The organism is Actibacterium sp. 188UL27-1, from assembly GCF_016901225.1.
GTDB lineage: Bacteria > Pseudomonadota > Alphaproteobacteria > Rhodobacterales > Rhodobacteraceae > 188UL27-1.
On sequence record NZ_JAFEUL010000004.1, the window covers coordinates 256,967 to 278,276 of the forward strand.

At 63.0% G+C, this 21,310-nt stretch carries 24 protein-coding genes; 3 read left to right on the plus strand and 21 right to left on the minus strand.

Annotated elements, in window-relative coordinates; genetic code table 11:
- Window positions 1-184 precede the first annotated feature (184 nt).
- On the minus strand, window positions 185-1,093 hold the full coding sequence (locus IU397_RS08135; protein ID WP_204412207.1) for a LysR family transcriptional regulator: 909 nt from the start codon (window positions 1,091-1,093) through the stop codon (window positions 185-187).
- Between the two features lie 116 nt (window positions 1,094-1,209).
- Here IU397_RS08135 and IU397_RS08140 point away from each other — a divergent pair, with 116 nt between their 5' ends.
- A complete protein-coding gene (locus IU397_RS08140; protein ID WP_204412208.1) occupies window positions 1,210-1,668 on the plus strand; it encodes a nuclear transport factor 2 family protein in 459 nt (152 codons plus the stop codon).
- A 257-nt stretch (window positions 1,669-1,925) separates the two neighbouring features.
- Here the strand turns inward: IU397_RS08140 and IU397_RS08145 are convergent, their stop codons facing one another.
- The 10 genes from IU397_RS08145 to IU397_RS08190 all read right to left on the minus strand — a co-directional run bounded on the left by IU397_RS08145 (window position 1,926) and on the right by IU397_RS08190 (window position 9,690).
- Window positions 1,926-2,345: a CopG family transcriptional regulator gene (locus IU397_RS08145; protein ID WP_204412209.1), complete on the minus strand. Its 420-nt coding sequence runs from the start codon at window positions 2,343-2,345 to the stop codon at window positions 1,926-1,928.
- Between the two features lie 9 nt (window positions 2,346-2,354).
- Window positions 2,355-4,349: a conjugal transfer protein TraG gene (locus IU397_RS08150; RefSeq protein ID WP_204412210.1), complete on the minus strand. Its 1,995-nt coding sequence runs from the start codon at window positions 4,347-4,349 to the stop codon at window positions 2,355-2,357.
- A gap of 13 nt (window positions 4,350-4,362) precedes the next feature.
- On the minus strand, window positions 4,363-6,117 hold the full coding sequence (locus tag IU397_RS08155) for a relaxase/mobilization nuclease domain-containing protein (RefSeq protein ID WP_370541641.1): 1,755 nt from the start codon (window positions 6,115-6,117) through the stop codon (window positions 4,363-4,365).
- A gap of 247 nt (window positions 6,118-6,364) precedes the next feature.
- Complete coding sequence (locus IU397_RS08160) at window positions 6,365-7,114, minus strand: lytic transglycosylase domain-containing protein (protein WP_204412211.1); 750 nt, start codon at window positions 7,112-7,114, stop codon at window positions 6,365-6,367.
- A gap of 4 nt (window positions 7,115-7,118) precedes the next feature.
- Entirely contained in the window at window positions 7,119-7,631 is a 513-nt protein-coding gene (locus IU397_RS08165) for a S26 family signal peptidase (protein ID WP_204412212.1), read from the minus strand.
- Complete coding sequence (locus IU397_RS08170) at window positions 7,628-8,092, minus strand: DUF2840 domain-containing protein (RefSeq protein WP_204412213.1); 465 nt, start codon at window positions 8,090-8,092, stop codon at window positions 7,628-7,630. The genes IU397_RS08165 and IU397_RS08170 overlap by 4 nt, the downstream gene beginning before the upstream one ends.
- The gene (locus tag IU397_RS08175) at window positions 8,089-8,373 is read right to left on the minus strand and encodes an AlpA family transcriptional regulator (protein ID WP_204412214.1); all 285 of its coding nucleotides are present in this window, start codon (window positions 8,371-8,373) and stop codon (window positions 8,089-8,091) included. Before IU397_RS08175 ends, IU397_RS08170 begins: the two co-directional genes overlap by 4 nt.
- A 175-nt stretch (window positions 8,374-8,548) precedes the next feature.
- A complete protein-coding gene (locus tag IU397_RS08180; protein WP_204412215.1) occupies window positions 8,549-9,046 on the minus strand; it encodes a DUF2285 domain-containing protein in 498 nt (165 codons plus the stop codon).
- 64 nt (window positions 9,047-9,110) lie between these two features.
- Window positions 9,111-9,281 carry a transcriptional regulator domain-containing protein gene (locus IU397_RS08185; RefSeq protein ID WP_204412216.1) on the minus strand — a complete coding sequence of 57 codons (171 nt, stop codon included), beginning with the start codon at window positions 9,279-9,281 and terminating at the stop codon, window positions 9,111-9,113.
- A 142-nt stretch (window positions 9,282-9,423) separates the two neighbouring features.
- Entirely contained in the window at window positions 9,424-9,690 is a 267-nt protein-coding gene (locus IU397_RS08190) for a DNA -binding domain-containing protein (RefSeq protein WP_204412217.1), read from the minus strand.
- Between the two features lie 177 nt (window positions 9,691-9,867).
- Here IU397_RS08190 and IU397_RS08195 point away from each other — a divergent pair, with 177 nt between their 5' ends.
- Complete coding sequence (locus IU397_RS08195) at window positions 9,868-10,092, plus strand: helix-turn-helix domain-containing protein (protein WP_204412218.1); 225 nt, start codon at window positions 9,868-9,870, stop codon at window positions 10,090-10,092.
- A gap of 159 nt (window positions 10,093-10,251) precedes the next feature.
- On the opposite strand, the gene IU397_RS08200 is transcribed toward IU397_RS08195, so the two are convergent.
- The 10 genes from IU397_RS08200 to IU397_RS08245 form a co-directional block, all read right to left on the minus strand.
- A complete protein-coding gene (locus IU397_RS08200; RefSeq protein WP_204412219.1) occupies window positions 10,252-10,653 on the minus strand; it encodes a hypothetical protein in 402 nt (133 codons plus the stop codon).
- Complete coding sequence (locus tag IU397_RS08205) at window positions 10,650-11,057, minus strand: hypothetical protein (RefSeq protein ID WP_204412220.1); 408 nt, start codon at window positions 11,055-11,057, stop codon at window positions 10,650-10,652. Before IU397_RS08205 ends, IU397_RS08200 begins: the two co-directional genes overlap by 4 nt.
- On the minus strand, window positions 11,054-11,620 hold the full coding sequence (locus tag IU397_RS08210) for a TetR/AcrR family transcriptional regulator (protein ID WP_204412221.1): 567 nt from the start codon (window positions 11,618-11,620) through the stop codon (window positions 11,054-11,056). Before IU397_RS08210 ends, IU397_RS08205 begins: the two co-directional genes overlap by 4 nt.
- Window positions 11,613-12,023 carry a hypothetical protein gene (locus tag IU397_RS08215; RefSeq protein WP_204412222.1) on the minus strand — a complete coding sequence of 137 codons (411 nt, stop codon included), beginning with the start codon at window positions 12,021-12,023 and terminating at the stop codon, window positions 11,613-11,615. The genes IU397_RS08210 and IU397_RS08215 overlap by 8 nt, the downstream gene beginning before the upstream one ends.
- Before the next feature lie 261 nt (window positions 12,024-12,284).
- Window positions 12,285-12,620, minus strand: a complete 336-nt coding sequence (locus tag IU397_RS08220) for a DUF736 domain-containing protein (RefSeq protein ID WP_204412223.1) — start codon at window positions 12,618-12,620, stop codon at window positions 12,285-12,287.
- A 565-nt stretch (window positions 12,621-13,185) separates the two neighbouring features.
- Window positions 13,186-13,656: a hypothetical protein gene (locus IU397_RS08225; protein ID WP_204412224.1), complete on the minus strand. Its 471-nt coding sequence runs from the start codon at window positions 13,654-13,656 to the stop codon at window positions 13,186-13,188.
- Window positions 13,657-13,779: 123 nt separating this feature from the next.
- The gene (locus tag IU397_RS08230) at window positions 13,780-14,706 is read right to left on the minus strand and encodes a DUF2493 domain-containing protein (RefSeq protein ID WP_204412225.1); all 927 of its coding nucleotides are present in this window, start codon (window positions 14,704-14,706) and stop codon (window positions 13,780-13,782) included.
- A gap of 342 nt (window positions 14,707-15,048) precedes the next feature.
- Window positions 15,049-16,095, minus strand: coding sequence for a toprim domain-containing protein (locus IU397_RS08235; protein ID WP_204412226.1), 1,047 nt, complete (start codon window positions 16,093-16,095; stop codon window positions 15,049-15,051).
- 208 nt (window positions 16,096-16,303) lie between these two features.
- Window positions 16,304-18,358 carry a ParB/RepB/Spo0J family partition protein gene (locus tag IU397_RS08240; protein WP_204412227.1) on the minus strand — a complete coding sequence of 685 codons (2,055 nt, stop codon included), beginning with the start codon at window positions 18,356-18,358 and terminating at the stop codon, window positions 16,304-16,306.
- Between the two features lie 135 nt (window positions 18,359-18,493).
- The gene (locus IU397_RS08245; protein ID WP_204412228.1) at window positions 18,494-19,687 is read right to left on the minus strand and encodes a DUF932 domain-containing protein; all 1,194 of its coding nucleotides are present in this window, start codon (window positions 19,685-19,687) and stop codon (window positions 18,494-18,496) included.
- A gap of 288 nt (window positions 19,688-19,975) precedes the next feature.
- Between IU397_RS08245 and IU397_RS08250 the strand changes: the two genes are divergently transcribed.
- Complete coding sequence (locus IU397_RS08250) at window positions 19,976-21,202, plus strand: ATP-binding protein (protein WP_204412229.1); 1,227 nt, start codon at window positions 19,976-19,978, stop codon at window positions 21,200-21,202.
- The last annotated feature ends 108 nt before the right edge of the window (window positions 21,203-21,310 follow it).

Genomic DNA, 21,310 nt, shown 5'->3' on the forward strand with positions numbered 1-21,310 from the left:
GGAATCAGGTCACCGGCAACAGGTTTGAGGGCGTAGTAGTGTGTTAGCGTAGAGAGGCAGGCGGCTGGGTATTTGGCTCCATTATCTTGTCGACGGCAGATGTCCGACGTACGGGACTTTTCGGACTTTCGCGGCGCTGCTTACGAATGTCCGGGCCCAAGAGCTTGCGTTGCCGAACGTCTCGCTACTTGACGGCCCGGACAGCCGCCACCTTTAGAAAGTCGATGATGACACGGAGCCGTTGCGCTCGCGCGGCGCCGGTCGGGTAGTAAAGGAACAAGCCCGGCACAGATGGGCAGAGTTCGTCGAAGAGAGAGACGAGACCGCCGTCCTCGATGTCTGCCTCGACCAGCGGTCGGAGAAGATAGCCGATCCCTACGCCTGCCAAGGCCGCCGCCCGTAGCGCATTGGGGTCGTTCACCACCGGTCCGCCGCGCGGATCGACCACTCGCCGCCCGGCGCGCGTCTCGAACGCAAATGGCGCGAGGGTGCCGGAACGGCCAAAGCGGTATCGAATACAGGTGTGATCCAGCAGGTCCTCCGGTGCCTCTGGACGGCCATTCCGGTCGAGGTAATCTGGCGAAGCGAAGACCGCCTCGGGCAGCGGCGGGCCAAGGCGGACGGCCACCATGTCCTCTTGTATTGCGTCCTGTATCCGGATGCCGGCGTCGATGCCCAAGGCCACGATGTCGGTGAAAGCGTCTTCGACGATCAGTTCGAGCGAAATGGCGGGATAGGCCCGCTGGAAGGCCCATAGCCTCTGCCCGAGGATATGATCGTGCACGATCCGCGGCAGCGTCACCCGCAAAGGCCCACTAGGCGTGTTGGCGCGTCCGCGCACCTCGTCGAGCACAGCGTCAAGCCGGCCAGTAGCCTGCGTTCCTCCGCGCAGGAGGATCTCGCCATACTCGGTCAGTGACAAGGATCGTGTAGTGCGCTGGATCAGCGTGACGCCAAGTGAGTCCTCAAATTGCTTGAGGCGTTGGCTTACGGCAGGCGGCTGGACGTTCAGCGCCGCCGCCGCGCCGCGCAGGCTGCCCGCACGCACGACTGCAAGGAAGACCTCCAGCCCGGCCCAGTCTGTACGCGCCATTGATAAGCTCCACTTATCTCTGTGCTAATTCCAAGCGGAATTTTCCGAAGTGTCAACCTCCGTCATTCTTTCTTCATTGAAACCCGGACGATCGTCCGAACCAGATGGAGAGACCCATGCAGATTGAGACACTGACCGCCGGCCAATCCCCCGAGGCCGTCCGCCACCACACCGCGCTGATCAAGCGCTACTTCGGCGTGCAGGAGACGCACGACATCGACACCTGGGCCGAGATGTGGACCGAGGACGCCGTGTTTCGCGCGCCCTACGGCCCGTCCTCGTTTCCCGACAAGTTCGAGGGCCGGGACGTGTTCGTGCCGATGTTCCGCGAACTCTTCGAAGGCTACGGCACGGTCAAGATCGGCGGCATCGACGTCTATGCCGCACCGGACCCCGGCGTCTTTGCCGCCGTCTGGGACGTTTCGATCGAGATCAAGGCGACCGGGCTGCGCTACGAGAGCCGCAACTTCGGCATCTTCAGGTTCCGGGGCGACCAGATCGAGGACTTTGTGGAGTACTTCAATCCGCTCAAGTTCGCCAAGGCCGCCGGCCTTGACCTGACCGCCGATCTCTAGCGAAGTTCGGCGCGGTGAACTGAACATGAGGGTCGCCGCGCCTCAAGCTATGGTGGGGATTCGACGCGTTCGATATCGTGAGGAACCCGTCTTGTTAGGTACGCCCGCGTAAGACGCCGACGAGAAACGGTTTCAAGGTTAAAATAGGGTCGTCGTCAGGTTTCGGCAAAGCTGGATAGGCACGTCTAGAGGCGTGGGAACGCCGGAAGCTGCCGTTCATCCACTCCGGCGCATCACGCAATTTGGGCTCGAAGCCGTCATTTGACATCCGCCGCGGGCAGATCCTCCGAGACTTCCTTGGTGAGCGTTTTGCCTTTCACCAATCGCCGCCCGAGCGCTTCGACGAATCCGTCATATCGTTCTTTGCCGGACGCCTGTGCTGCATCGCGCATTTCTTCGGGCAGCGGCGGCGTTGTGGTCAGCCAGAACTTGACGAACAGCGCCACGGCTTCGTTTCCAATGGAATGGTCACGCTCCAGCCGCTCGACAGCCCGGGTGAGCCGATCTAGGCGCCGGACAATCGCCGCCTCGCGCTGATCGGCTCCGTCAGGCGACAGGAATTCAGCGAGCGCCGCTTCCACGATCTGCGATTTCGAGACCTTCCGGCGGGCAGCCAGCGCTTCCAGCTCACCCGACAGAACCGGATCGAAGTACACATTCAGGCGCTCTTTCTTCACGGCCAACTCTTAAAGCTCGATCCCGTCATCGGGATCGAGCGAGGCCTGTCGTGCGACCGTGCCGAACCGGTCCAGCATGGCTTTCGCTCGTTGCGCGTCATCTTCCGGTTCGTCATCGAGATCGGCGAACTCGCTGCGTGTCGGTGTCGGCTGAGGAGAGATGTCTTCGTGCTCGGGGAGATCGGGCTCACGTCGAATGCCGCCATCGGTGTCGTCCGATGATTTCTTCCGCTTCCTAGGTGGTGGCGCGGCGATCGGTTCGCGACTGCTCCAATCGTCTGCCGTGCTGCCAACCAACTCATCGCTGGCAGTCCGATCCGGTGGCGGTGCGATCCGAGCCTTGAACTGCGGATCGGTGTAGTAGCGCGCCTTCTCTGCCCGCACCGGAGGCGCACCGGAAATCAGGACAATCTCGTCCGTCGGCGGGAGCTGCATCATCTCGCCGGGCGTCAGCAGCGGCCGCGCTGTCTCCTGACGGGACACCATCAAATGCCCAAGCCAGGGTGAGAGCCTGTGCCCGGCATAGTTCTTCATCGCCCGCATCTCGGTCGCGGTGCCGAGTGCGTCGGACACGCGCTTCGCGGTGCGCTCATCATTGGTCGCGAAGGCGACGCGCACATGGCAATTGTCGAGGATGGCGTTGTTTTGCCCGTAGGCCTTCTCGATCTGATTGAGCGACTGGGCGATCAGGAACGCCTTGATGCCGTAGCCTGCCATGAAGGCGAGTTGGCTTTCGAAGAAGTCGAGCCTCCCGAGCGCCGGGAATTCGTCGAGCATCAGCAGCATGCGGTGGTTGCGCTTGGCGTGCAGATCTTCGGTTAGCCGTCGACCGATCTGGTTGAGCACGAGCCGGATCAGCGGCTTGGTGCGCGAGATGTCGGAGGGCGGCACGACGAGATAGAGCGTCACCGGCCTGTCGCCGGTCACGAGATCGTCGATCCGCCAGTCGCAGCGGCGCGTGACTGTGGCCACGACCGGATCGCGATAGAGCCCGAGGAAACTCATCGCCGTCGAGAGGACGCCTGATCGTTCGTTCTCGGATTTGTTCAGGAGTTCGCGCGCGGCCTGCGCGACGACAGGATGCGGGTGATCTCCGAGATGCGGCGTCCGCATCATGGCGGCTAGGGTCGACTCGATCGGCCGCTTTGGATCGGACAGGAACGCCGCGACCCCGGCCAGCGTCTTGTCGGCCTCGGCGTATAGCACATGCAGGATCGCGCCGACGAGAAGCGAGTGGCTCGTTTTCTCCCAGTGGTTCCGGCGTTCGAGCAATCCTTCGGGATCGACCAGGATGTCGGCGACATTCTGGACGTCGCGCACTTCACTGTCGCCGCGCCGCACTTCGAGCAGCGGATTGTAGGCTGCCGAGTTTGGATCGGTCGGATCGAAGAGCAGCACCCGGCTAAAGCGGGAACGATAGTTTGCCGTGAGTTGCCAGTTCTCACCCTTGATGTCGTGGACGATCGCCGAGCCCGGCCAGGTCAGAAGCGACGGCACGACCAGGCCAACTCCCTTGCCGGAGCGCGTCGGTGCAAAGCAGAGCACATGCTCTGGTCCGTCGTGCCGGAGGTAGCGGGACCGGTAGCGTCCGAGGACCACGCCATCATCCACGAACAATCCCGCCTCGCGCATATCCTTCTCGGTCCCCCATCGCGCGGAGCCGTAAGTCGTCACGTTGCTCGCTTCGCGAGCGCGCAGAACGGAGAGGAAGATCGCGACGCAAACAGAAGCGATGCCGCCCGCGCCCGCGATGATTGCGCCCTCCATGAAGACGCGCGGCGCATAGGCGTCGTACCAGTACCACCAGACAAAGACGTTCCAGGGCGGGTAGATCGGCAGGCCGAAGATGGTCGCCACCGGGTCGCCCAGTTCGGACTGGAAGCCGAGCCGGAACGCCACCCATTGCGTCGCCGCCCAGACGAAGAGCAGCGCGACCGTCGAGACGACGAGGATCTGGCCCCAGAGGATGGCGGTGGCCGGTGATGCATGTTTCTTCGAGGTCATAGAGTTCTCCGGGTCAGATCGACAGGCCGCGCTTGCGGCCGAGCGACCAGTCGATGCCGCCGCCGGCCGCGACGGTGCCAGAGACGGTCTGGCCGAGATGCTTTTCCAGCTGGGGCTTCCAGGGGACGAGCTCGAAGCCCATCCCGTCATCGATCATGGCGAAACGGCCCGACGCGAGATCGAGGCGTTGGCGATACGTGCCAGCCACGGTCTCGCCGTCACCGGACTTGCGGAAGGACAGACCGGTGTCGTCGGCGATCTTGCTTGCAGCTTGATCGAGATCGCGCCGGCGCAGTGTCTTCAGGAGATCGCGGTTGAAGGTGAAGCGCTGACCTTGCCGCGTCGCCAGACCCTGTCCAACCAAATGCTCGGCCCGCTTCTCCAATGCGTCGCGGACCTCCGCGCCAAACCCGCTCTGCGCGAGCGGCGCGCGAGTCTTGGCGAGCGCCAGCCGATCGACCCAGGTCGCGCCATCGGCATCGACCTGCTTTTCCAACGCAACGTCCGACCGGCCGACCAGCGCCAACCGTTTCGCCCCTCCATCCTTTCCGGACCAACTCCGCGTCTCGACGATTCCGCCGACCGGCGTGTCGCCGGTGAGATCGAGATCGCGGAACCGCAAGTGATGAAGACGTCCGTCGACTCCGTCGATGATGGCGTAGGCTTCGCCGGAGAGTTCGTTGTGCAACCCGCGATCGACCAGCTTTCCGAGAATCGGTGTGTCCGGCTGCCCCTCGATTGCAAAGTCGGTTTGTGCGCGGGACTGACCATCCATCGCCTGGTGCATTGTCTTGATGATGTCGCCGCGCACGGCCATCTCGCGCAGCATTTCTTCCATGCCGGGCTTGAGCTGCCAGACCGCGGGCGCGAGCTTTTCGGCGAGGCCGAACCGTTCCAACGTCTGTGCCCGTCCGATCATTCGGCGCTTGAGGCCTTTGTCGTCGAGATCGGGTGCGCCTGGCCGCAAGTCAGCGACGCCGAGGGTGTCATCGGCGTAAGACCGCAGCACTCGGTCCAGACCGGTCCAGCGCTCGGCTTTCACTTCGGCATCCAGCCCGGCCGCGATCTCCTTCTCACTGCGGGGACCGAGCTCCAGCTCCACAAGCTCTTCGGCCCGGCCCCGCAGACCGCGGCTGATGTAGTCCCGGGAGATAACCAGGTCTTTGCCGTCATCGGCCCTGCCGCAGACCAGGACATGGACATGCGGATTGTCGGTGTTCCAATGATCGACGGCGACCCAATCGAGTTCGGTGCCGAGATCGCGCTCGGCCTGGGCCATGAGGTCGCGAGTGAAGGCGCGCAGATCCTCCATCTGTCCGGCGTCTTCCGGCGAGACGATGAAGCGGAAATGATGCCGGTCATCTTCGGTGCTCGCGGCGAAGGCGCGATCGTCGGCCTGGTCGTGCTCCTTGTCGAACATCGCCGCATCTCGGCCGTCCTTGGTGACGCCCTCGCGTTTCAGATAATCGAGATGCTTGGCGAGCGGTGCGGACCGATATTTCTGGCCGCGATGTCGGACGATCCGCGCATTCACCACGACCCGGCGCTGCGTCCGCGCAAGCCCGCGAGACACTCTGACGAAGCGCCCGCGTCCGAATGTCGACCGACCGGCGCGAACGCCGCTCGTCCTGAAATGATTGCCGGTATGCCCGGCTTTCTTCGCGGCGCGCATGACCTGTCCGACGAAGCTCTTGGCCCGTTTGGCCGACGGTCCTTTGTCGCGGATACGCCCTGGCTTGATGCGGATGTCGCTATCGCGCTGGCTCACGCTCGTACCTTCCCAAAATCTGGCATGGCACGATGAAAGGCGCATATAATCAGAGGGATAGCTGGGAGTGCAGCACTGTGACCAAGTGCGCAGCACGCAAAAACCCCAAAAACAACAACGCCGTAGCGCCCCCGCGCGTCCGGCCTTTTATCTTGCCCTCCCGTCGTTGATATCGGGTGGAATCCTTCGTCTACCGCATTCCATACGAGGCAGCACGACGGAACGGGGCGGAGCCAGATCACTGCGCTCATCGCTCTGGCTCCCCGGTTCTGGAGACGAAAAGCGGGTTCGATTGGCTGTGCTGTGAACGCGGCAGAGGCGGTTCTTCGGCGGTCTGAACATCGGCTGATGTGCGGTCTGGTTCGGCTCCGAGTTGCGTTTCACGCGAAGTTGAGACGGGCGCAAAGAGCGGCGCGGCTTGCCACCGGTCGGCAGATACGGTGCGGATTGGCTGCAGCGGCAGTGCATCCGAGAAACCGAGTTCTTGCGAAAGCGATGCAACGTAGCGGCGTGTCTCGCGTGGCAGAGAGCGCCCGGTTCGCAGATGCTCGGCATACCGTCCGGGGCCAGCATTATAGGCCGCGAGAAACCCCGGCGCGCCGAATTGGTCGTACATCTGGCGCAGATAGGCCGTACCCGCGAGGATGTTCTCGCGGCGGTCGAACGGGTTCGCGCCAAAGCCATGGGCTGCACGAAGCTCGGCCCAAGTGCCCGGCATGATCTGCATCAGGCCCATCGCACCGGCACTGCTGACGGCGCGTGCATTGCCCGCGCTCTCGGCCTCCATGACGGCGCGTATCCAGCGCTCGGGAATGCCGAAGCGTTGCGCAGCTTCGGCAATATGAGCGTCGCCATCGGAGGCTGGCGTCGCAGTCTCCGCGGAGCGCGAGACCCTGTCCTGTGCGCCAGCGGCGGGCGGATTGGCGCAGCCGGAAAGCGCGAACAAGATCGCGGAAGCGGCAGCGAAGCGACGGCCGGAAGGAGGGAGGAAGGTCATCGTGTCAGCCCTCCCGTGTCCAGATCGGCACCGCACGACCGAGGATCGTGTCGCGCGGCAAAGGCCCGAAATACCGACCGTCGAGGCTCGCCTCGGTGTTGGGATTGAGGAAGAAGATCTGATCGTCGGTGAGCCGCTGGCAGCCCTGCCAGACGGGCAACAGGCGATCGATACGGTCGCGTGTCTTGGCGATCGCGACGGTCTCGCCATCGATGCTGATGGTGACGCCCGCGCGGCAGACGCGCTGTCCGGGGAGCGCGGCGACATGCTTGATGAGCGGGACATCGGCGCCGAGATAGCCGTGCTCCAGGAGCCAGTCGCCGAGCGGCGATGGTGGTTCGAGAACCACGAGATCGCCGACATTCGGCGCGTCGAGCGGCTGCACGGCATAAAAGCCGATTGGCACGCTGGCCGACGCATTCCAGACCAGGATAGGGTTGGCGCGGATAATCGCCGAAAGTGCGATCAAGGCTATGCCGGCGCTGCCGATGATGAGCGAGGGGCGCGCGCGTCTCATGCCGCCAGCGCCCGACGTTTGAGCCAGGCCTCATGCCGAAAAGGCGTGTAGCGGCGCGGCTCGAGATTGCAGCTGAGGCGGTTGTGGAGGTGCCGCCAATGGTCCGGGCAGGCATCCTCCGGTGGGATGTCTTCGGCCTCGATCTGGTCGATTGAGAGCAACACCGCTTCGACCTTCGGCCAACCGGAAAGCCGTAAGAGCGACATCCCGCCGGGCGTCACGAACGGCACCGTCGAATAGCGCTCGTCGGGACTGACGGCTTTCAAGATGTCGATCCGGCTCTCGACAGTGCCGTAGTCGTTCGCGGCCCAGCGGACGAAGGCAAAGACACTGCCGGGATCGAGCCCGACAACGCGAACCGATCGGTTGAGAACCGTTTCTTGAACGATCCGGCCGAAGCGCAACCAGCGCTCGATGCGGCCTTCGATCCACGTCAATTCGATGGTCGTGCGCCCGCTCATGAGCGCTTCTCGCCGCTATAGGCCGGCGAAATTGCGGCATGGCGCTTGGCGGGAAGGACGGTGTCGCCCGTGTCGTCCGAGGTCGAGCTTTTCTCGCCGCGGCTGACCCAGGCTTGCAGATCTTCGACCGCGTAAACGACCCGTCCGCCGATCTTGGAATACTTCGGGCCGGTTCCGTAGGTGCGGTGTTTCTCGAGCGTGCGGCCGGACAGGCCGAGAAAACGGGCGGCTTCGGGGGTTCTGAGATAGCGCGGCGGCAGGCCGGCATTCGGATCGGGCATCGGGGGCTCCTCTGGTCATCGCGGGTCCGTCGCGGGATGCGAGGGACGGCTGATGGTCAGAGAAGCGGAGAAGAGCGCCCAGGAGGGATGACGAAGATTCTCGCGAGAAATCGTCACCCCCTCGATAAGGGCGAGAAGTGTCTCGATAGAATCTGTTTGGGGGACGGTGGGACGGTTACTTTCGACGCAATCGGGTTGCCGATTTTCCGCGCAATAGCTGTCGATAGCCGTCGCCGACGAGAGTGCGTCCGTATACGGCGAGACGCGCGACCTGCGCTTTCAGAGCGCTCGTCTTCCAAGGTTCGGCGGCGACCCGTCGTGCGCCGAAATAGGTCACCGCAATGTCGCGCAGACGCGTCCCCGATTGCCGCGCATCGTTCGTGCGCAGCGCATGACCGATGCGTTTACGCCGTTGAAGGGTGAACAGAGCGCGCGAGGTTTGACCGCGCCAGACACGCCTTAGACGCTCTGCCGTGGCGACTCTGATGGACCAGTCAGGCGTCAAAGGAACGATGACGGCGCGGGGGCGGTCTTCGGTCAAGGCGTCGTCCGAAACAACGATCAATCCGGTACGAACGCACGACCAGTAGCGACCACGGGCGCCGCGCCTTGTTTCGACGATGACCTGATCAAAAACGGCGTTTTCCGCCTCACCGAGGCTTCTGGCCGTCATCAAACATGTCACGGCTGGTGCAACAGAAGGTCGCCAGTAGAGTTTCGCATCCGTTGCCTTTAGCTCAGGATCGACTGGGAAATCGCAACCCCCAAGCGACCGCCTCGTTCTCGGTCATATTTGGAAACGCGGCGCGGTAGTCTGGATTGCGCCTGAGGCATTCCCACGCCAGACCTGAGGCATCGAGTTTTTCGATGTAATCGTAGTCGGTTTCGTCTCGCCAGTTCGTCGGCATATCCGCTCTCCAACTGTTACGCGCCGAGCGTCAGACGCTTTGGACTCAGCAATATGCTCGCGTTAAACGGGAAAGCGTAGGGAGACGGACGGCATAGGGCGATGCGCGAAAGGCATCACGCGCAAGCTCGCTTATTGCGGCTTCAGGCGTTGGTCAGGAGGTCGCGGTAGCCTTGCTCAGCGACCCAGTGAGCGCGCACGAGATGATTGTCATGCACGCGTCTGGCGCGCTCCGGTTCGTCTTCGGCGTCGATCCCGAACAGGTGGTGCGCGACTTCCGAAAGCGCCGCCCCATCGGCTTCCGCGTCGAGGAGGCGTGCGTAAAGCTTGAGTTGGGCCCGGTCATAGTCGGTCAAGTGGTCGCTGTTTGGCGGGGCATCGGTAAGTCTTCGACTAATCTCACTGCTCATCTTATCCCCCACGAGCACCGTCGATGCCCATATGGTTAATGCCTCATTTACATGGCTTCGCGCAACTGCCGCACGGCTGAAAGGCTGCATTTCCGTATCTGATCGCTGAACGAAGTGGCATAGAGCGAGCATTATAATACGTCGCACTAAAATACGCGATAGGTCTTTTGTCGTCGGATGGATATCCGGCAGATTTTTGGGAACAATCTCAAGCACTACAGAACTTTAGCTGATATGAGCCAGGCGGCATTGGCCGTGAAGATGGGCGTGGATCGCGCCCATGTGAGTTCGATGGAGCGCGGCCAACAGAACGTCACGATCATCACGCTCTGGCACGCCGCGCTGGCGCTGGATGTGCGACCGGATCTCTTGTTGAAAGAAGACATACCCGACCGCGGGTAAACCTTAGGCAGCAACCTGCCAAGATGTCTGCAATGCGGAACGCAGCTGCCTCTCGTCGCGGTATGGGCGAAGGTCCGGTTTCATCTGGCTACACCTAACGCGACGTTTCAGTCCCGGAGACGCAGCAGTTTTGGGCAAGACGGTGGACCGCTACGTACCTTAGTCACACGCAGCCGGGCGAAGGCGCCACCAGAGGGTCAGCACGAAGGCGATGACGGCGAGGAAAGCGGCGCTGTACCAGTAGGGAAAGGCGGCGAAGACGTCCGTCGCCTCCTCCGAGAACCACGATCGGCCGTGCAGCACCACGCTCAGCGCCACGTAGCCGAATGAGACCCAGAACAGGATCCGTTCGCCCATGCCGCGCCAGTCGATCGCGTTCTTGGCACGCCAGAGAAGGACGGCCGCGACGAGCATCACGACCGCGAAGGCCGAGTCAAAGGCGCGGGTTAGGACGAGATCCTGCACCGCCTCGACCCCTAGGATCAGGCGCGTGGTGTGGACCGCGATGCCGACAGAAAGGAGGGCGGTGAGGCCGATCTGGGCCTGGCGCAGGCGGGTCATGTCGGGGACTCCGTGGTGCGGCCCATGCGGAGGGCCGCGAGGTTGAGGACGACGAAGGCGGCGTGCAGCGCGGTCGTGACGATCCCCATGAGGTGGAGGCCCGAGAGCGCGAAGACCGGCCAGAAGATCAGGTTGCAGGCGAGCAGCAGGCCATGGGCTGCGGCCGCGAGGCCGTGGCGGAAGGGCTGCGCGAGGTCCTCGCGCAGGAAGACGAGCGCGAGAAGCGCGGCAAGCCCGTGCGCCTCCGTCGCCCAGATCGCCTTGGGGTCGCCCGCAAGAAACGTACCCAAGGGGCCGACGCCGAACGCGTAGCCGAGAAGGTCCACCGCTACGCCCGCGAGGCCGGTGAGGCCGGTGAGGCCGAGAAATGCGGCGTCGAAGCGCAGGACAAGGCGTCGGTTCATGCGGCCTCCAGCGCGCCGAACAGCAGCGCGTCGATGTCGGCTTCAAGGTCCGGCGAAAGGCCCGCGCGGTGCTTCAGGACGAGATGCGACATCAGCATCGCCCCGAACGCCCGAAGGAACCGCATGCGGTCCAGCCGCATCCGCTCCGCGGCGACGGCCTCCACCCGGTCGAGGAAGGGCGCGACTGCGGCGATCAGCTCGGGCAGGACGTCCGACAGGTGGATCCCTCGCAGGTCCACCAACTCCACGAGGAGCAGGTCAAGAAGGGCGGGGCGTGTGTCCACGGCCGCGACCACGAGACCCGCCGCCTCACGGACCAGCGCCTCGGGCGTCTCGCCCTCCAGCGCAGCGAGGCGGGGCGCGAGGGCGGCGAACGGATGTCGCTCGCGCACAGCGGCGGCGACGAGGTCGTCCTTGCCCGCGAAGTGGTTGTAGAGGCTCGGCGCGCGGATGCCGGCGGCCTTCGCGACCTCGCGCATCGAGAGGGCGTGGTAGCCCCGGGCCGCGATCACATCGACGGCGGCGTCGATGGCGGCAGCCCGGGTTCCGCCCCCCTCAGCCATGGGACGGAGCCCGGCGCATGCGCCAGAGCGAGGACGCCTCGACTGCGATCCAGCCGCCATGTATGATGAAGCTGGCGGGTGCGGTTTCGGTGGCGCCGACGGTGCCTAGGATGCTCCAGAACACTGGCAGGAGGCTGAGCGGCACCATGTGCGCACCGATGCCAAGCCAGTGGAAGAGCGTCGTGTCCTTGGCGCGGTAGGAGCCGAACCACAGGACGAGGCCGATGAGCAGCATCAGCAGGTAGGCCTGAACGAGGCCCGGCGCGGCGATGGGCGCGCCGGTGATCCAAGAGAACGGGCCCGCCCCTGTGGCAAGCCCGACGAACCCTCCGATCGTCAAGGCGACGGTGAGGAAGATCAGGAAGCCGCCGTGGAGGCGAAGGAGGAATCGAGGACTAGTCATGCCTCATTACTAACGAACGTTCGTTAGTTACACAAGGGTGCGCCGTGGCGGGACCTTGCCGCGGAACATGTAGACCTTTTCAACATGGGCGTTCTTGCGCTTTGGAACAGAACAAATCGCTGGTCTAGATCCATCTGAAATCGCCGAAGCTTCCGTTCAGCCTCTGCGCAGGATCGGCGACTCTGGGCTCGGAGCGGCCGTTGGCCTCCAGCAGGAATGCAGCCCCGCCCGGTCTCCCGGGCGGGGCTGAGGTCGCTGGGCTCAGTCGCCGTTCTTCCGGCGGGCCCGGGACCAGATGAGGCTGAAGGTTTCCTCGCCGCCTTCGACGACGGTGTCATCGAAGAGGTTGGCGTAGATCGGCTGGGTGAAGCTCGGATCGTCCAGCTTGAGGCTCAGATAGTCGCGGTCCTCGTTCGAGCGTTTCGACCATGCGGCGCCGATCTCGGCGCGGCCGACGAAGACCCGGTGTGAGGGAGCGTTCTCGCCGGAGGTGCTGTCCTCGGGGACGATGCGGACGTTCTGCGCCTGTACGTTGAGAGTGACGATTTCTCCGACGTATTCGTTGCCGGTCTTCTTGAAGGTTCCGATGGTGGCCATGTCATTTCTCCTATTGGCTTTGGATCCCGCGCCCGTCGCGGTCTCGATGGCGATCGTCAGGACCGGGACGATCCGCCGACGCAGCCCTTGGCCCGCAGCGCACGCGTAGGACGCCGGGGGCGGACTTTCTTGGACCCGCCAGGGTCGTCCCGCGAGGAATGGGCAAAGCCCAGGGGAAGAAAGTCCGAACCCGGCGTTGCGGCTGAGGCGGTCGAGGCGTCAGCCGATCCCGGTCAGATCAGCCCAATGAGAGGCCGTGACGGACGCGGGTGACGAGGGCATGGGATGAGAAATGACCGCCACCCTCGAACCCGGCAATCCACCGGCAATGTCGATCGGAGAAAGACAGGCTCTGGCGTACAGAACGGCGCAGAGCCGGATTGTCGCAGGACATTCCCGGCAAGCCGAGAATGCTCTTCTCATAGCGTGCGGCTGCACGTGACATGTGCTGAGCTAGGTCCAGGCTCTCAAACGAGATTAGACCCGCCATGCCAGAAGCTCGTATTCGAGCTTTATGCTGCCTCGCTCCATACCGTGATACTGAGTCGTCGTAGGCGGCGTGGTTTCAGCGATCGTTCGCGAAGGGGCTCGCTTGAATAGCATCTGCGTGCCGCACTTCATCCTCGCCCGGGGGACCGGCGAGGCTTGCGATCCGCACCCAGGCGGTTCCAGCGGTGACGATCCCACCGATGATGGCGAAGGCGAGCGTCCAGCCTTCGGAAGCGCCCCCGATCTGCGACAGCCCCTTGATCGCGGAGAAGCCCGCAACCCCTGCGGGGGCGGCGAAGAGCGCGCCGATGGCGAGACGGATGGGGATGGACTGGACCTTGGCGAAGATGATCTGCCCGATAAGATAGGTGAAGACGGCTGCAAACATCCCGGCGACCAGAGCCGCGATCACACCCGCTTCGGTGTCATGGACATGCATGCCGACGCTTACGCCGACGAAGGCGGGTAGCGCGTAGACGGCCAATGCGAACAGCACCCAGACGAGGAAGCCGAGGCCAATAACGCTTAGAAATGCTGATACGAACATGGGCGGTTCCTCTCATGGGCTGCGCCTCCACCACCGCCACGGCGCTGATCGAGCATACCACATCGGCGGTGTTCACGGAATATTCCCGTGCAGCGCATCGCGATGCTATATGCGCATCACGGGTCATAACGACCCGCCTTTCGCTGCGCGGAAATCGTAGAGCGGGATGCCGAGAACCTTGGCCTTGTCGGCGAGATTGTCGGTGATGCCGGAGCCCGGGAAAACGATCAGACCGATCGGTAGCGTCTCCAAAAGCAGATCGTTGCGCTTGAACGGCGCGGCCTTGCCGTGGCGACTCCAGTCGGGCTTGAAGACGATCTGTTGGCACTTGCGATTGTCGGCCCAGCAGGCCGCGATGCGTTCGGCACCCTTCGGTGAGCCGCCATGCAGGAGCACCATGTCATCGTGTTTGGCGCGGACCTTGTCGAGCGCGGCCCAGATAGCTCCAGTGTCATTCACGTCCTGCCCGCCGGTGAAGGCGATCTTGGTGCCTGTCGGAAGCAGCGGTTCGAGTTCGGTCTTCCGCTTCGCGTCGAGATAGTCGCGGCTGTCGATCATCGCGGCGGTCATATGCTTACGATTGACGTGGCTGCCGGAACGCGGATGCCAGGTCTGTCCGAGATGCGCCTCGAAATGCTCGGCGGCGAGGTCACGCATGCTGTCGTAGGCGTTGCGCTGTTCGGTGAGCGTCAGCCCTTCGGCGATGAGGCGTTCCAGTTCGACCGAGCGCACCTCGGAGCCGTCCTGGCTGCGCTGAGACCGGCACTGCGCCTGTTCGTTGTCGTCGAGCTTGCGGTCGATGCGGGTCGCCATCCGGTGGAAGACGTTGGTGGTCGACCAGAGCAGGTCTTCGAGGTCGGGTTCGAGCCGCGTGTCGCCGAGGGCGACGACAAGCGCGTCGAAGATGTCGGCGATCGCGCCTTCGACGGTGTTGGCGTCTGGGAGTGGCCGCGGATCGGGTTCGTCGGCAAATGGTCGATGTCCGAAGAGCTGCAACTCGTCGAGAACGAGCGCTGTGGCGGAGCGGGTTTCGGGTTCGTGCTGGGTCATGGCGAAAGGCCTCCTTGTCGCTGACCGCGCCTCGCGCGGCCTTCATGGGCGACGGAAAGCGGGACGCGACCGGGCCTGCATCCCTCGCCAGAGGGACCGGAGCGCCAGCGGAGAATGGCGGAGGCGGCGCCGTTTTGGATCGCGATGCAAAGCCGGGGCATCCATGATTGGTGTCCCACGCGGCACGCGTGGGTGGCCCGGCGGCGGAAAACGGTGTCGCCGCAGCCATTGCCGGACCGGGCGGGTTCCGCTCCGGCTCGCCCCTCTCGGGAAGGCCGTCAGGCGCGGCTCCGTGGCGAGGGCTCATTCAGCCTGTCCCGCTGACGAGACAGGTTCTCGACTTCAGCCGGTCTCAACCGCCGGCAAGGTCGGAACATCGACCGGTGAGAGCTGGGGACGCAAATGGCTGCGCATCTCGTCGATGCCGCATTTCCGGAGATCGCCGTTGAAGTCATCCAGCATGGGTCGCAACGGCAAGAGGTGCAGGTCGCTGTCCGCGAAGCGCTCGACCAGTGCATCGAAAGCCGCCTGACCGGCCCCGTCATTGTCGATGGCGACATAGAGTCGGCGGCGATCTGCGGGCGGATCGAACGCTGCGAGATGGTTGCCGGAAAGCGCTGCGGCAACCGTAAGACTGGAAAGTGCTTGCCTTAACGAGAGCATCGTCTCCAGGCCTTCGCCGACAGCGAGAATGTCGGTCGGTGATCCGATCCTGGCGGCGTGGCCGAGCAGATTGCCCATCGCCTTGCGGTTGGGATCGAGCGGAGCCTTTTCGGCCGTCTGCGGATCAAGCCAGATCCGATGAACTCCGGTCAGGGTTCCGGCAGTGTCGGTGACCTTGGCGAGTAGTGCGGGCCAAGCGTCGGGTGCGTCGTCGACATCTGCATCCTCTCGCCAGTAGTAGCAGTTCGGATGAAACCGGAGTGCGCCCACACTTCGAAGGCCTTTCAGACCGCGTGCGGAGAGATAACGCTCCGCCAACGTGCCCGCGATCGGCCGACCCATCGCCCAAAGCCGCCGTGCCGCCTCGGGCGATCCACGCGCTACTGGCGTCTGGGGCTGTCTTGCGGGCGGTTCGGGACGTGGCAGGCTCAGAAAGCGTCGTGCCTCGTCGAGCGTGTCGCGGAGTGTGGAGAGATTGAGATTGGCTGCTATGAGGTCGAGCAGATCACCATGTTCGCCGGTGGCGGCATCGGTCCATTTGCCCGCTGCGCCCTTGCCGCGGGTCGGCCCGGAGAGACGGATGTAGAGGCTGCGACCGGGAGTGTTGTCGACGTCGCCGACGACCCAGTAATTGCCATGCTTTCGACCATTGGAGAGGTATTGGCGGCACACAGCCTCGGCCTCGCGGCTCAGCTTTTGCGATAGGTCCGTTGCGGGACTGTCCATGTCGGTCTCCTGAAAAATACACAAAAAAAGGGCCTGCCGCGTCCGACAGGCCCCAGGGTGAGGGAGTTGGGGGAGCGTCTCCCTCGGTTGGTGGTCGCCAACTGCTCGAAGAATTGGGCGAAGGCGGCTTCGGCGACAGGTTGATCATCACCCAATCGGGTGGTTCGAACCATCGACCAAGAGCCGCCGAACGCCTGCCTTTGTGCCCTCACTCGGCGGCTTGGAGCGCGACCGCTTCCTCGTCGTCCTCGACGGCGGGTTCCTCTGACGCGACATCGCCGTCATCGACGATCTCGAACTCCAGCTCATCGGGGTCTTCCGCGAGTGCAGCCGTGCGCAGCGGCTGCGGGAGCCAGCCCGTGCCCGCCAGCAGTTCTTCAGCAGCTTCGACCATGTCGGACTTCTTGATCCCGGCGATACGGTCGGCGTCCTTGTCGCCCTTCGCCTCGCGGACCGCGGCGAGGATCTGCGCCTTGGTCACGCGGCCGAGATAGCTGTCCGCCGTCGGCGTCCAGCCCGCCTTCACCATGTCGAGACCCAGCGTCGATGCGAGGACATCGGCATGCGCGATCTGGCGCGGCTTGCGATGATGCGGTTCCTGCACCGCGTTCACTGTCATTGCCACGCAATGGGCGAAGAGCGCGTCGCGGCTGTCGCTGTCCCATTCGGTCAGCGCACCCCACAGGTCCTCCGGTTGCCTTGGAAGATTGCCCGCCCAGGTCTCGATGCCCAGATCGACCGACTGGACATAGGGCATGTCGGCGAGACCTTCCGCCTGCGCGCCGAACTGTGTGCTCTTGGGCGTGATCTCGATGCAGCTGTCCTGGCCATAATGGTAGAAGAGTTGCAGCACCATCGCGTGGAGACAGGCGAGCCGCGCGAGTTCGGGATCGCTCGCCAGCGCATTGCGCAGCGCCATCGTGCGATGAACCGTCAGATCGCAGACGAGACGATCGGACAGCGGCTTGGTGCCGTCGTCGTCCTCTTCTTCGTCCGGATCGGTGGCTTGGCCCGTGCCGTCGACGGCGTCGTCATGGGTCACCGGATCAGTCACGTCGCCCTCGGAGTCGACGTCGGTCTCCGCCACCGGTTCGTCCTCGGCCCTGACATAGCCGCGTTCGACGCGCAGACCGCCTGCGGTGTCAATGCTGACGAAGGCGCCCGCGATCGCATAGTCCCCAGCTTCGAACCGGATGGGTCGATCCTGCAGCGCTTCCATCGCCGTTTCGATCTCGCCAAGCCGCGCGTCGACTTCCTCGGGGAGTTCATCCGCCTCGGCGTAGTCGTCTTCGAGTTTTTCGTATTCGGCCTTGAGCGCTTCGTATGTCTTCTCTTCCTCCTCGCTCGTCGGCTCGGCTTCGCCGCGAATACGCCGCAGGTCGAAAGTGTGGCCGTAGGGGAAGTCGGTGCCGACCTCGATCCAGTGCCAGCCTTCGGCGCGGATGGTCTCAGCTTCCTCGTTCAACTTCTCAGTGACCATCGTCTCCAAGAGCGCCGCATCTTGCAGCCAGCCGCCATCGTCGGTCTGGAAGAGATCGCGCAGCACTTCGCCTCCGGCTTCGACGTAGTTGTCGAGGCCGACGAATTGCGCTCGCCGGTCGGAGGCACGCACGGCACCTTCGGTAAGCATGCGGCGGATTTCATAGGGCTGTTTGGAATAGTGCTGCTTGAGCGCCTCCCAGACCTGCTCCTGGCGCTCGTGGTCGGGATTGACCGTGAAGGCCATGAGTTGGTCGAGGGTCATCTCCTCCTCGGCATAGGCGTCGAGCAGTGTCGCCGAGACGGCGGCCAGCTTGAGGCGCTGCTTGACGACACCCACCGAGACGAAGAAGGCCGCGGCGATCTCTTCTTCCGACTTGCCCTTCTCACGCATCGCCTGGAAGGCGCGAAACTGGTCGAGAGGATGGAGCGGCGCGCGCTGGATGTTCTCGGCGAGGCTGTCCTCTTCGGCGAGGCCCTCGGTGCGCACGATGCAGGGCACCGGCGCGGTCTTGTTCAGCCGCCGCTGTTTCACCAACAGTTCGAGCGCGCGGTAGCGCCGCCCGCCCGCCGGGATCTCGAACATGCCGGTTTCCGCGCCATCGTCGTCGGGGACGGGCCGGACGGTCAGGCTCGCGAGGAGCGTGCGCCGGGCGATGTCCTCGGCGAGCTCCTCGATCGAGACGCCGGCCTTGATTTGGCGGACGTTGGACTGGCTGAGTACCAGCTTGTTGAAGGGGATGTCGCGCGAGGCGCTGAGGGTGATTTTCTTGGACTTCGTCATGGGATTTCTCCGCGACGGGCGGTCACGAGACTCTCTCTGACCTCCAAACCCGTCACGAAAATCCCGGCCCACCTCTTCCTTTAAAGGGAGATGGACCGGGGACGGACGTTTACGATTGAGGCGAGACGGCAGTGCCTAGACGGCCGCCTCCAACAGCTTCTTGGCGCGGGTTTCCATGGTAAGGCGCGCGTCCTGCTGCTGCTTCGTTCGCGCGACGGCGGTGATGCCCTGGACGAAGTCGAAGACACTCTCAGGCGGGCGGCCTTCCTCCGCGAGAACTGTCTCGACGATCTTGCCGGTCTCCGCCTTGGAGAAGCCGCGCTTGCGCAGGAAGTCGGTGCGGTCCTCGTCGCTGCGCGCGACGATCCGTTCGCGCGCGGAACGGATGCCTTGGATGAAGGGCTGCGGTGAAGAGTCGGCGAAATTAGCGAGTGCGGGCGCTGCTTCGTGGGCGAAGCGATTGGCCGCGTATTTCGAGTGCCGGATCGTGATCTCCTGGAAGTCTTCGACGCCCCAGAGATTGCGGTTCTGGCAGACGGCGCGGAGATAGAAGCTCGCAATGCCGAGCGTTTTGGCACCGACCTCCGAGTTCCAGCAATAGAAGCCCCGGAAGAAGAGATCAGGCGACCCGTCGGGCAGTGTGCCCGCCTCGATCGGGTTCAGGTCATCGACCAGGAAGAGGAAGACGTCGCGATCCGACGCGTAGAGCGTGGTCGTGTCCTTGGTGACGTCGACTGTCGGATTGTAGACGCCGGTCGACCAGTCGAGCACACCCGGCACCTTCCAGCGCGTGTCGCCGACGCCGTCGCCTGCGATGCGTTGGACGGCCGCGACCAGCTCGTGGTCGTAGATGCGGCCATAGTCGGGGCCGGTGACGGCGCGCAGTTCGGTGCGGCCGTTTGCGACCTCCATCGTCTTCACCTGCTCGGCGCGGTGATTGGTGAGGCCGTATTGCAGGTTGATGCCTGCGAGCGGTGCCGGAAGCTGGCGCAGATAGGCCGCCGGAGCGCTGACCAGGCTCGCGAGTTGGCCGAAGCTCCAATGTGTGGGCGCAACTGGCGTTTCGGTGTCGGGCAGGACGAGCGCCAGCTTTTCCGGATCATCGCGATGGGCCTCCACCCGTATCGCCGCACTCTCGACCGTGCGCGTCTTGCTCCGCTCGGCGCGACTCTGCACCGAGGCGTAGAGGTCCGAAAGCGAGAGATACTTCTCGTCGTCAGGCCGGGAAAACCATTCTGACGACACCCTCCCATTATGCCCACCGCGGGACACATCCACCTTGTAGCCGCCGCTCTCGGGGCGGCCGTTCATGATCTCAATCGCTGTCATGGCTGATCTCCAGGACGGGCGGTCCGAGAGCCTCTCTCTCGACCTCCAAACCCGTCACGGCGACAGCCGCAGTCCTCGTACTCAAAGGGGGCGTTGCGGGGTCTCCCCGCAGAAGGGGTCGGACGAGACTAAAGGCTCGACCGCAGGGGAAGGCTTTCCCCTCTAGGAGCCTAGCGCGATCCTGCATGCGAGTTTCAAACGGTCGGCTCATCACTTTCAATTAGTCAGCCGTTGACTTTCAGATGGTCGCATGCGTACTTTCATCCGGTCGAAAGTAAAGGGCCGTGAATGTACGATCGTTTTGTGAAGGACAGAATTCAGGAGGCGCTGACTGATACACGCGTTGTACTGATATCAGGGCCCAGACAGTCCGGTAAAACGACGTTGGCGACCGACATAGCTGCCGACGATATCCCATTCTTCACCCTAGACGATGCGACTGTCATGACGGCCGCAACCGAGGATCCTGTGGGATTTCTGCGCGGCCTTGAACGGGCGGTCATAGACGAGATCCAACGTGCCCCGGAGCTACTGTTGTCTATCAAGGCAGAGGTAGACAAAGACAAGAGCCCAGGCCGGTTCCTTCTCACTGGCTCTGCCAACCTTATGACAGTCCCCAAGGTAGCCGATTCTCTTGCCGGCAGAATGGAGGTGGTGAAGCTCCTTCCTCTTTCTCGCTCAGAGATACAGGGTGCGAAGTCGACGTTTCTGGACAACGCATTCAATGGCGCTGCGCCAACGGTTGAGACCACAATAATTGGTGACGATCTTATCGAGATGGTTCTAGCTGGCGGTTATCCCGAGGCACTTGATCGCCGAAGATGGACTCGTAGGCAAGACTGGTATCATGGTTATGTGGACGCACTCGTTCAACGCGACGTTCGTGATATTGCACAGATCGAACAGCTCGCGATCATGCCAAAGCTACTCAGCATTTTGGCCGAGCATTCCGGGCAACTTGTGAACTATTCCGGCGTTGGTGGCGCAATAAGTCTCAATCATGTGACGACGCAGAAATATGTCCGCGTCTTCGAGAGCCTGTTTATTGTTCAAACCCTGCAACCTTGGTTTACCAATAAGCTGAAACGTCTAACGAAATCACCGAAGCTTCATTTCTTGGATGCGGGCTTACTTGCTGCACTGCGCGATATTTCCCCAGATGTTGTCCGCAAGGACAAAACGTCATTCGGTGCAATCTTGGAAACATTCGTCTTCAGCGAATTACAGAAGATAGCCACCTGGAACGAACAGAGGTTTTCATTCTCCCATTTTAGAGACAAGGATAAGAATGAAGTCGACGTTGTGATCGAAAACAGGCGCGGAGAAGTTGTCGGTGTCGAAGTGAAGTCATCGGCCACAGTGTCAGCAGGCGATTTTTCGGGAATTCGCAGACTCGCAGAGGCATGTGGAGATCGGTTCGTTCAGGGGATCGTCCTCTATGACCATGATCAAGTCGTTCCATTCGCAGAAAATATGCGCGCAGTTCCACTCTCGTGCTTATGGTCGTCAAAATGAATGTGCCCTGCGAACAGGTCAAAACGGACCGTATAAAAAATCATTGCCATTCTCCGCCAAAAGAAAGGGAAATATCAAAAAGAAATTCTTTCTCATGGGGGCGCAGTA

Bases quoted from the DNA above. Each gene is read 5' to 3' on its own strand.
- IU397_RS08135 (WP_204412207.1), bottom strand. From the start codon at position 1,093: ATGGCGCGTACAGACTGGGCCGGGCTGGAGGTCTTCCTTGCAGTCGTG.
- IU397_RS08140 (WP_204412208.1), top strand. From the start codon at position 1,210: ATGCAGATTGAGACACTGACCGCCGGCCAATCCCCCGAGGCCGTCCGC.
- IU397_RS08150 (WP_204412210.1), bottom strand. From the start codon at position 4,349: ATGACCTCGAAGAAACATGCATCACCGGCCACCGCCATCCTCTGGGGC.
- IU397_RS08160 (WP_204412211.1), bottom strand. From the start codon at position 7,114: ATGACCTTCCTCCCTCCTTCCGGCCGTCGCTTCGCTGCCGCTTCCGCG.
- IU397_RS08165 (WP_204412212.1), bottom strand. From the start codon at position 7,631: ATGAGACGCGCGCGCCCCTCGCTCATCATCGGCAGCGCCGGCATAGCC.
- IU397_RS08170 (WP_204412213.1), bottom strand. From the start codon at position 8,092: ATGAGCGGGCGCACGACCATCGAATTGACGTGGATCGAAGGCCGCATC.
- IU397_RS08175 (WP_204412214.1), bottom strand. From the start codon at position 8,373: ATGCCCGATCCGAATGCCGGCCTGCCGCCGCGCTATCTCAGAACCCCC.
- IU397_RS08180 (WP_204412215.1), bottom strand. From the start codon at position 9,046: ATGACGGCCAGAAGCCTCGGTGAGGCGGAAAACGCCGTTTTTGATCAG.
- IU397_RS08185 (WP_204412216.1), bottom strand. From the start codon at position 9,281: ATGCCGACGAACTGGCGAGACGAAACCGACTACGATTACATCGAAAAA.
- IU397_RS08190 (WP_204412217.1), bottom strand. From the start codon at position 9,690: ATGAGCAGTGAGATTAGTCGAAGACTTACCGATGCCCCGCCAAACAGC.
- IU397_RS08195 (WP_204412218.1), top strand. From the start codon at position 9,868: ATGGATATCCGGCAGATTTTTGGGAACAATCTCAAGCACTACAGAACT.
- IU397_RS08200 (WP_204412219.1), bottom strand. From the start codon at position 10,653: ATGACCCGCCTGCGCCAGGCCCAGATCGGCCTCACCGCCCTCCTTTCT.
- IU397_RS08205 (WP_204412220.1), bottom strand. From the start codon at position 11,057: ATGAACCGACGCCTTGTCCTGCGCTTCGACGCCGCATTTCTCGGCCTC.
- IU397_RS08210 (WP_204412221.1), bottom strand. From the start codon at position 11,620: ATGGCTGAGGGGGGCGGAACCCGGGCTGCCGCCATCGACGCCGCCGTC.
- IU397_RS08215 (WP_204412222.1), bottom strand. From the start codon at position 12,023: ATGACTAGTCCTCGATTCCTCCTTCGCCTCCACGGCGGCTTCCTGATC.
- IU397_RS08220 (WP_204412223.1), bottom strand. From the start codon at position 12,620: ATGGCCACCATCGGAACCTTCAAGAAGACCGGCAACGAATACGTCGGA.
- IU397_RS08225 (WP_204412224.1), bottom strand. From the start codon at position 13,656: ATGTTCGTATCAGCATTTCTAAGCGTTATTGGCCTCGGCTTCCTCGTC.
- IU397_RS08230 (WP_204412225.1), bottom strand. From the start codon at position 14,706: ATGACCCAGCACGAACCCGAAACCCGCTCCGCCACAGCGCTCGTTCTC.
- IU397_RS08235 (WP_204412226.1), bottom strand. From the start codon at position 16,095: ATGGACAGTCCCGCAACGGACCTATCGCAAAAGCTGAGCCGCGAGGCC.
- IU397_RS08240 (WP_204412227.1), bottom strand. From the start codon at position 18,358: ATGACGAAGTCCAAGAAAATCACCCTCAGCGCCTCGCGCGACATCCCC.
- IU397_RS08245 (WP_204412228.1), bottom strand. From the start codon at position 19,687: ATGACAGCGATTGAGATCATGAACGGCCGCCCCGAGAGCGGCGGCTAC.
- IU397_RS08250 (WP_204412229.1), top strand. From the start codon at position 19,976: ATGTACGATCGTTTTGTGAAGGACAGAATTCAGGAGGCGCTGACTGAT.